An 8,718-nucleotide genomic window follows, 5' to 3' on the forward strand; every position below is an offset into this window, starting at 1 on the left:
GGGCTGGGGCGGGGGCGGGGGCGGGGGCGGGAAGAGGCTCAGGGGTATGCAGACGCACGCGGCGTGCGATGGCCGTCCGGGCCGTACCCGAACCGGATCAGCAGCTGTGGGCAGCACCGCCGCCCCGATCCGCCCGTCGCCGCCCGCAGGTCCGGCCACTCCATCGCCTGGTGCAGCATCGAGGTCCGCACCCCGTGCACGGTCGCCGTGAGCAGCACGCGCTCCAGGGCCTGGCCCGCCCGCAGCCAGTCCTCCCTCCTGTCGCGCAAGGTCCACAACAGGGCCACTTGGGCGTGGCGTTCGAAGCGCAGGGCGGGCAGGTGCGGTGCGGGGAGCGAGCCGGTGAAGTCCCGCATCGGCATCCGTCCGGATGCGTCCCGGGGGCCCAGCGCGGTCAGGGGAATGCCGTAGGGGGTGTCGGCTCGCGGGAGGGTGATCCAGTTGCGCGCCTCGGCGGTGCGGGCCGGATGGCCGGCGTTGCGTGCCTCGGCCGCCCGGGTCAGGCGCAGCAGGCGCCTGGTCCCCATGATGTCGGGGACATCCAGGTGTGCGCCCTCGGCCCGGGCCGAGCTGATCATCTCCGCCACGAACTGGTCCGGCACCGGGCGGCCGGTGAAGGGCATCCGGCTCGTGTGACGCCGGTCGACCGCCTCGTACAGGCCGCGGAAGGACGGCTGCCCGTCGGCGGCGGGCACGGCCGTCAGTTGCACGGTGGCCAGCAGGTCGGGGTCGTCCGGGGCGGGCAGCAGTCGTACGACGGGATTCCAGCCCAGATGCGCCGCGGTCACGCGGAGGTTGAAGACGGCCGCGCCCACCGACAGGTGCTGGGCACGCAGGTCCGGATCGGCCATCGGCAGTGGCCGCCTGCGGTCGGCGCGGACCTCGATCGACCGGCTGTCCGGATCCAGGCCGAAGCGCCAGGGCTGCGTGTTGTGGATCGACGGCGCGGCCACCGCCGCGGACATCAGGGCCTGAACGGCCGTAGCGTCGATTTCCCGGGTCTGCATAACGGCTCCTCCTCCGCACGGTTCGCCCCGTACCGTCAACCCTCGGCCACCGTCCCGCTCCGGAGGAGGGTTGACCGGCCCCTCGCCATGGGCCATGCGGCCTCAAACCGGGGTACCTCCAGGCGCGTCGGATCGGTGCCGATCCGGAGGAATGCCTGTCGTATGGAAGGTGGAGATCCCATCACGCGCCCAGGCCCGGAGGATGTCATGTCGTTCACCGATGAAGAGATCGCCTACATGCGGTCACAGCCGCTCGCCCGCGTCGCGACGCTGTCTCCCGACGGCCGGCAGCCCGATGTGGTTCCGCTCGCCTTCGAGTACGACAGCACGTACTTCTGGGTCGGCGGCACCGGCGCGGCGGTTGCCGGGACCCGCAAGTTCCGTAACGTCCGGGCAGGCCATCGCGAGGTGGCCCTCGTCATCGACGATCTGGTGTCCCTCGATCCGTTCATCGCACGGGGCGTTCGGGTCTACGGGCGCGCCGAAGAGCCGGTCGAGCGCGTGGGGATGGTCGGCCCGGGCCTCTATATGCGCATCACGCCGACGGTTTCCTGGAGCTGGAACATGGAGAGCCGGCCGGTGGGCAAAGAGTGGTACCCGTCGCATCGGACGGTCCACGACACGGTCCACGAGGCCCCGCCTCGCGACTAGCTTCCGGCTTACCCGGCCACGTACCGGGCGAGGATGTGCTCCCTGGCCGATGGGCAGCGCACCCCGTGCGGGACGTCACGGCTGACGCCGGGTCACGCGGCGTTCGCAGGCCCGGGTCACCCGACTTCCAGGACGTGCCCGACGGGGCGGCGGGGCGTAGTGGGCCCCTGTGGGCCGTAGCCGAGGCGCAGCACCATTTGTACGTGGCCCTTGCCCGCCACCGGGTCGCGGACCAGCGGCCGTAGGTCGGAGGCCTCCAGCGGATGGGAGGTCAGTGAGGTGGCCAGGCCGGCGAGGGTGGCCTCCAGCAGGACACGTTCCAGCGCCTGGCCGGCGCGCAGCCAGTCGGCGGGGCCGTCGCCGGGGGTGCTCAGCAGCGCCAGGTGCGGGGTGTTCTCGAAGGTGGTGGCGCCGCGGTCGGCCACCGGGCGGCGCCCGGCGAAGTCCCGCTGTGGAGCCTTGCCGTCGCGGCGGCGCGGCCCGAAGGCGTACTCGGGGACGCCGTCCACGGCGGTGTCCGCCTCCGCGCCGAGCCGGGTCCAGCGGTCGAGATCCGCCCTGCGGTCGGGGTCCAGGGCGTCCCGGCTCTCCGCGTCGTACACCAGGTCGAGCACGGTCTCGGCATGCCAGGGGCCCGCGAAGAGCAGCCCGGCTCCCTCCTGCGACGCGGCATCCCGCAGGTCGGCCTGCACCTCCACGGGTAGGTCCTTGTCGGCGAAGGGGTGGCGGCTGGTGTGCCGCTGCCTGATCGCCGGGTGCAGCCGGGCCAGGTCGTCGCCCGACCGCCCGGCCGGGTCGGCCAGTCGGACGGCGGCGAACAGCAGCGGGTCGCCCGGCTCGGGCAGCAGCCGGGTCTCCGGGATCAGGCCCGCGTGCGCGGCGGCGACGCGCAGGTTGAACAGCGCGGCCCCGCAGCCGATGTGCAGCGCCCGGTTGTCGGGATCGGACCGGGGCATGGCCCGCTCGAGATCGCCGCGCAGCACAAGCAGCCGCTCGGCGGCGACGAAGCGGAAACGCCAGGGCTGCGCGTTGTGCATGGACGGCGCCGCCGTGGCCGCGGCGACCAGCGAGGTCACCGTCTTCTGATCGAGCTGTCGCAGGTGCATCGCACCCTCCTCACACGGCCGCGGGCCACCACCGTACTGCGCCCTACCGGGTACCCACATGACCGGAGAGGTGTACCTTCCGGCACGGCCGTGGCGGCGGCCGCACTCGGCGGGATCCCGGTCGGTTCGGGGCCGGCGAGCCGATTCCCGGTCTCCGCCCCGGGACACCGGTCTCCGCCCCGGGACACCCGCTCGTCGGCCGGCGCTTGGACGGCCTGCGCGGATTCAACGCCCGGCGCTCGCCCACCTGGAGCGGTACGGCCCCTGGTGGAGGCGCCGTAGGCCCTCATCCCCTGTGGTGCCGTTCGGCCCCATGAGTGGGGCCGGTTGCCTCGCGCCGGTTCTCGTCTCCGTCCGCCACCGTGGATGCGGAAGCACGACACCGTCCCGGCCGAGCATTGCGAGGCACACCGGGACTTACGCATGGGATGGCACAGATGAGCCCGTTCCGGGATACCGAAGGATCACCTGCCGCGTCGGCCCCGGGCCGTGCCGCGTCGGCCGGGCCGCGGACGGCCGGGCTGTGGACGGCGTTGAAGTGGATCGTCCCCGTAGCCGTGGGGCTGATCGTCTATCTGCTGCCGCAGCCCGACGGGATCAAGCAGGGCGGGTGGGCGGTCCTGGCCATCTTCACCGCGACCGTGCTCGGTCTGATCCTGCAGCCCCTGCCGCTGGGTGCGGTCGCCCTCGTCGGCCTCACCGCCACCATGATCACGGGCACCCTGGAGCCGGACGTCGCCCTGGGCGGCTTCTCCGAGCCGACGATCTGGCTGATCGTGGCGGCGTTCTTCATCTCCCTCGGCTTCACCAAGACCGGCCTGGGCCGCAGGATCGCGCTGCTGTTCGTCCGGGCACTGGGCCGCAGCAGCCTGGGCCTGGCGTACGGGATCACGCTCACCGACCTGATACTGGCTCCGGCCACTCCCAGCAACACGGCCCGCTCCGGGGGCGTCATCCACCCCGTCATCCGCTCGCTCAGCACCACCGCCGGCTCGCACCCCGGCGACGAGAGCCGCCGCAAGCTCGGCGCCTACCTGAGCGTGACGGCGATGCAGGTCAACACGGTGACCAGCGCGATGTTCCTGACCTCCATGGCCGCCAACCCGCTGGTGCAGAAACTTGCCGCCGACCACGGGGTGCACCTGACGTGGACCTCGTGGGCGATCGCGGCGATCGTGCCCGGCCTGGTCGCGCTGCTGGTGCTCCCCGCGCTGCTGTACCGGATCTTCCCACCGGAACTGCGCGAGACCCCCGAGGCGCCGGGGCAGGCCCGCGCCCAGCTCGCCGAGCTCGGTCGGATGTCCCGCAACGAGTGGACGATGGCGGCGGTCTTCGTTCTGCTGCTCCTGCTGTGGTCGGTCGGCGGCCAGGTCTGGGACCTGTCGGCCACGGTGTCGGCCTTCACCGGCGTCGCCCTGCTGCTCGTGACCGGCGTGCTGACCTGGGGCGATCTGGTCGCGGAGAAGTCGGCCTGGACCACCCTGGTCTGGTTCTCGGTACTGGTGATGATGGCCGGACAGCTGCAGGACCTCGGCGTGATCGGCTGGTTCAGCGACTCGATCACCGACGCAGTCTCCGGTGTGGGCTGGCAGACCGCCTTCGTGGCCCTGACCTTGGTCTACCTGTTCTCCCACTATCTGTTCGCCTCCAACACCGCCCACGTGGCCGCGATGTACGCCGCGTTCCTCACGGCGGCGGTGGCCACCGGCGCGCCGCCGGTGATGGCCGCGCTGGTGCTGGGCTTCATCAGCTCCCTGTACGGAGGCCTGACCCACTACGCCTCGGGCCCGGCACCCGTGCTGTTCGGCGGCGGCTACGTCACCCTCGGCGAGTGGTGGCGCACCGGCCTGATCGCCGCCGCGGCCAACATCGTCATCTGGATGGGCGTCGGCGCCGTGTGGTTGAAGATCCTCGGCCACTGGTGAACCCACCCCCGCCAGAACGTGGTGCCCGTCCGGCCCGGCTGCTGCAGCCGGGCCGGACGGCGTGATGCCCGGTGAGGCTCCGTCCGGCTCCGTTCTGCTCTCCGTCCTGCCCCGTCCTGCCCCGTCCTGCTCTCCGGCCTGCTCTCCGGCCTGCCCCGTCCGGATCCGCCATGATCCGCGCGGTCCGGCCTTGGAGTGCATGGCGCCGTGACAGTGATCACCGGGGCGGTCATCAGCTCCTCGCGGTCACCACGGCCGGCCTTCACCAAGTGGGCAGGCGGCGCAGTCGGGAGATCCGACCCCGGCCGAGGGCCGAGTGGACATGGCTCGGTTCCGGCCGGACCACGAGTCGACCGTCCGGCATGTCGGTCATGAACAGGTTCGGGCAGGTGGCGGACAGTAAGCGACATCCGGTGGCAGCGGAGTGCCGGTTGCGTTGGGATGGCCTGCAGCACCGCGCGGCGGTGGAGCAGGGGGTGCACATGGGTGACTTCGCGGGACCGGAGTCGTCGCTGTCGGCGCCGACAGTCGGCCTGGAGCAGTGCCGGTGCGGCGCGACAGTGCGCGAGGGTGGGCCGGGGGCCGCCGAGGAGCGGTTCCGGGGGCTGCTGGAGGCGGCGCCGGACGCCATGGTCATCGTCGACGACACCGGGACCATCAAGCTCGTCAACGCCCAGACCGAGGCGCTGTTCGGCTACCGACGCGAGGAACTGCTCGGCCGGCCGGTCGAGTTGCTGATGCCGCACCGCTTCCACGCCCAGCACACCGCGCACCGCGAGGGGTACGCCGCCAACCGCCAGGTGCGGCCGATGGGTGCCGGGTTCGACCTGCACGGGCTGCGCAAGGACGGCACCGAGTTCCCCGTGGAGATCAGTCTGAGCCCCCTGGAGACCACGGACGGGCTGTTGGTGTCCGCCGCCGTACGCGACGTCAGCGACCGCAAGGCCGCCGAGGCCCGCATCAACGAACTGGCCGCGTTGGTCGAGTCGTCCCAGGACGCGATCCTCGCCAAGTCCCTCGACGGGTACATCACTTACTGGAACGCCGCCGCGCAGAGCCTCTACGGCTACACGGCCGAGGAGGCCATCGGCCGACACGTGTCCCTGCTCGCCCCGTCAGGCCTGGAGAACGAGATCAGTGTCCTGCTGGAGAGGCTGCGGCAAGGCGAGAAGGTCGATCACTTCGAGACGCTCCGGCTCACCAAGTCCGGCGCGTTGCTGGACGTCGACGTCACGCTGTGGCCGACCCGGGACACCGGCGGCACGGTGGTCGGCGCGTGCGCCATCGTGCGGGACATCAGCGACCGTAAGCGCGCGGAGGCCGAACTCACCGTCCTGTACGAGCAGCAGCGGCACATCGCGCTCACCCTTCAGCGCAGCCTCATGGGCACCCCGCCGGCCATCCCCGGTCTCGCCACAGCGAGCCGCTATCGGCCGGCCACACAGGGCGCCGGCGTGGGCGGCGACTGGTTCGACCTCATCCCGCTCGGCGCCGGACGGGTCGGTGTTCTCATCGGCGACGTCATGGGCCGCGGTCTCGAAGCTGCCGCCGTCATGGGCCAGTTGCGCTCGGCGGCGCACGCGCTGGCCAAAACCGGCATGCAGCCGCGTCAGTTGATGCAGGCCCTGGACACCTGCGTCGCCGACCTTGACGTTCCCGACCAGCTGGTCACCTGCTGCTATCTGGTCATCGCCCCGGACACCGGCACCGTAACCGTCTGTTCCGCAGGCCACCTGCCCGTCCTCGTCCCGGTCCCGGGTGCCGGTGTCCGCCCCCTGCCCGCGCCCGTGAACGCCCCGCTCGGTGTGGGCGACATCCTCTATGAGCAGTCCTGTACGGAGATCCCACCCGGTGCCGCCCTCGTCCTCTACACCGACGGGCTGGTCGAGACACCCGGCAGCGACATCGATGTACGGGTGGGCGAACTCACCGCCGTACTCGACGAGTTCTTCATCGACGCCCCTAGCCTGGAGGCCGCCGCCGAGCACGTACTGGCCAGCCTTCTGCCCGACGCCGACAGCCACGACGACGACGTCACCCTGCTCCTGGCCCAGCTTCCGGCCGCACCGCTGGCAACGCTCGGCACCGACCTCCCCGCCCTGCCGTCCTCCGTACACGAGGGGCGCGCCTTCCTCAGCAAGGCCCTCACCTCCTGGGAGTGCGCCGCTCCGGTGGAAGACGCCCTTCTCCTGCTGTCCGAAACCCTCACCAACGCCGTCCAGCACGCCGAAGGCCCCATCGGCCTGCATCTGTGCCGCACCGCCACCGATCTCACCATCGAGGTCAGCGACCACAGCCCGCATCTCCCGCAGCCGCGCCTCGCGGCAGAACACGACGAATCCGGCCGTGGCCTCCTTCTCGTCCGCTCCCTCGCCGACAGTTGGGGCGTCCGCCCCACCGACGAGGGGAAGACCACCTGGTTCACACTCAAGCTGTGAGCCGCGCCGCACTGCCCGCAGGGCGCCTTGCCCACGACCGGCACCCCTGGGCCCGGCATCGGCCGGCCGCATCAGCCCGAGTTGCCGGTCGAGCGCGGGTTTTCGGCCACCACGTGTGACGTCCGGGGTCCGGCCGTCCCTCGGCGGAGCGCCGGCCAGCACCTCCACGAGGATGATGCCGAGAACCCCTGGAAGAATACCCGGCAGGGTATAGCGAAGCGACAGTCCGCACGAGGGCCGAAGGGCCCCCGCCGCACCCGGACGGCCTCTCGATCAGCCACGCTCTCCGCGGTCCACTGGACGGTGGCAGCAACGTGAACCAGGGAGAAGGGCCAGGCCATGACCGGCAGCGCACCGCAGACCGTGAGCACGAACCAACCGCACGCCGCGGACGTGCACCGTTTCGAAGTCGCCCACGTCGATCACGACGCCTACACCGTGGACATCCGCGGCCACCGCCTCCAGGTCGACCAGCCCACCGAGGCAGGCGGCACGGACACCGCGCCCACTCCCACCGAGCTGTTCGCCGCGTCCCTGGCCACCTGCGTCGCCTTCTACGCCGGCCGCTACCTGCACCGCCACAACCTGCCCCGCACCGGCCTGCGGGTCCGCACGGAGTTCACCATGGCCGCCGACCGCCCGGCCCGCGTCGCCTCCCTGCGCGTCGTGGTCGTGCCGCCCCCGAAGCTCCCCGAGCAGCGCAGGGCGGCCCTGCTGGCCGTGGTCTCGCACTGCACGGTGCACAACACCCTCCGGCAGCCGCCCGAGATCGATATCGAGCTGGAGCCATGAGCACGCCCGGTTCGGAGCTCGCGCTGATCGACTTCTGGGCGGCCTGGTGCGGACCGTGCTGTACGCCCAGCCGGGCGCTGCCGCTGCAGGCACTGGAGGCGCCGGAGGCACTCATCGGCGGGATCCGGGCGTCGGCATGGAGGACGTGCGCCGGCAGGCCGCGGGCCCGGCGGGAGCGAGCCGACGCTCAGGGCGCCCCCGGAGCCCGCGGGCGCCCTCGATCGCGCCGCTCAGCGGCTGCGCAGGGCTGCGAGCGCGGCGTCGAGATCGGCCGGGCGGGGGCGGTTGTGGGGCAGCTTGCCGAGGACGACCGCCATACCGCATGTGTCGGTGAGCGCGGAGAAGACCAGGCCGCCCGCGATGCCGGCCGAGAGGAGCTGGAAGGCCGGGTGGACGAGCAGGCCGAGCACGAGAGCGAGGAGCACCACGGCGCCGGCCGTGAAGCGGACCTGGCGTTCCATGCTCCACCCGGCCCGGGTGTCGCAGGCCACCGGGCGGTGCAGATCGTGCCCGTCCGCGGCCCAGGCGCCGGTGCCGCCGGAGAGTGTGGCGGTGGGGATGCCCTGCTCGGCCAGCAGCTTGCAGGCGCTCTCGGAGCGGGCGCCGGACGCACACACGACGAGGAGGTCACCGCGCTCGGCGGCATGCCGTATCTCCGGCAGGGCCCGCCGGACGTGGTCGAGCGGGATGTTCAGGGCGCCGGGCAGGTGACCGGAGGCATACTCGGCGGGGGTGCGCACGTCGATGACGGTGAGTTCGTCCAGCCGGGTACGGGCCTGGTCGGTGCCGAGGGTGACGG

Annotated in this window: 7 protein-coding genes; 4 read left to right on the forward strand and 3 right to left on the reverse strand. The window is 72.1% G+C overall.

Annotated elements, in window-relative coordinates; genetic code table 11:
- Positions 1–38 precede the first annotated feature (38 nt).
- Positions 39–1,007, reverse strand: a complete 969-nt coding sequence (locus ADK57_RS09500; protein WP_053748936.1) for an Acg family FMN-binding oxidoreductase — start codon at positions 1,005–1,007, stop codon at positions 39–41.
- Positions 1,008–1,214: 207 nt separating this feature from the next.
- Here ADK57_RS09500 and ADK57_RS09505 point away from each other — a divergent pair, with 207 nt between their 5' ends.
- Positions 1,215–1,658 (forward strand): PPOX class F420-dependent oxidoreductase, encoded by a 444-nt coding sequence (locus tag ADK57_RS09505; RefSeq protein ID WP_053748937.1) that lies wholly within the window; start codon positions 1,215–1,217, stop codon positions 1,656–1,658.
- A gap of 116 nt (positions 1,659–1,774) precedes the next feature.
- On the opposite strand, the gene ADK57_RS09510 is transcribed toward ADK57_RS09505, so the two are convergent.
- Positions 1,775–2,764 carry an Acg family FMN-binding oxidoreductase gene (locus ADK57_RS09510; protein WP_053748938.1) on the reverse strand — a complete coding sequence of 330 codons (990 nt, stop codon included), beginning with the start codon at positions 2,762–2,764 and terminating at the stop codon, positions 1,775–1,777.
- 437 nt (positions 2,765–3,201) lie between these two features.
- On the opposite strand from ADK57_RS09510, the gene ADK57_RS09515 reads away from it, so the two are divergent.
- The 3 genes from ADK57_RS09515 to ADK57_RS09530 all read left to right on the forward strand — a co-directional run bounded on the left by ADK57_RS09515 (position 3,202) and on the right by ADK57_RS09530 (position 7,919).
- Positions 3,202–4,689: an anion permease gene (locus ADK57_RS09515; protein WP_234390083.1), complete on the forward strand. Its 1,488-nt coding sequence runs from the start codon at positions 3,202–3,204 to the stop codon at positions 4,687–4,689.
- Positions 4,690–5,171: 482 nt separating this feature from the next.
- Positions 5,172–7,127 (forward strand): PAS domain S-box protein, encoded by a 1,956-nt coding sequence (locus ADK57_RS49845; RefSeq protein WP_159050034.1) that lies wholly within the window; start codon positions 5,172–5,174, stop codon positions 7,125–7,127.
- A gap of 339 nt (positions 7,128–7,466) precedes the next feature.
- Complete coding sequence (locus tag ADK57_RS09530; RefSeq protein WP_078973039.1) at positions 7,467–7,919, forward strand: OsmC family protein; 453 nt, start codon at positions 7,467–7,469, stop codon at positions 7,917–7,919.
- A 230-nt stretch (positions 7,920–8,149) separates the two neighbouring features.
- Here the strand turns inward: ADK57_RS09530 and ADK57_RS09535 are convergent.
- Positions 8,150–8,718 (reverse strand): rhodanese-like domain-containing protein (locus tag ADK57_RS09535; protein ID WP_053748940.1); only part of this gene is annotated, 569 nt, incomplete at its 5' end.

This window comes from Streptomyces sp. MMG1533, from assembly GCF_001279775.1.
Classification (GTDB): Bacteria; Actinomycetota; Actinomycetes; order Streptomycetales; family Streptomycetaceae; genus Streptomyces.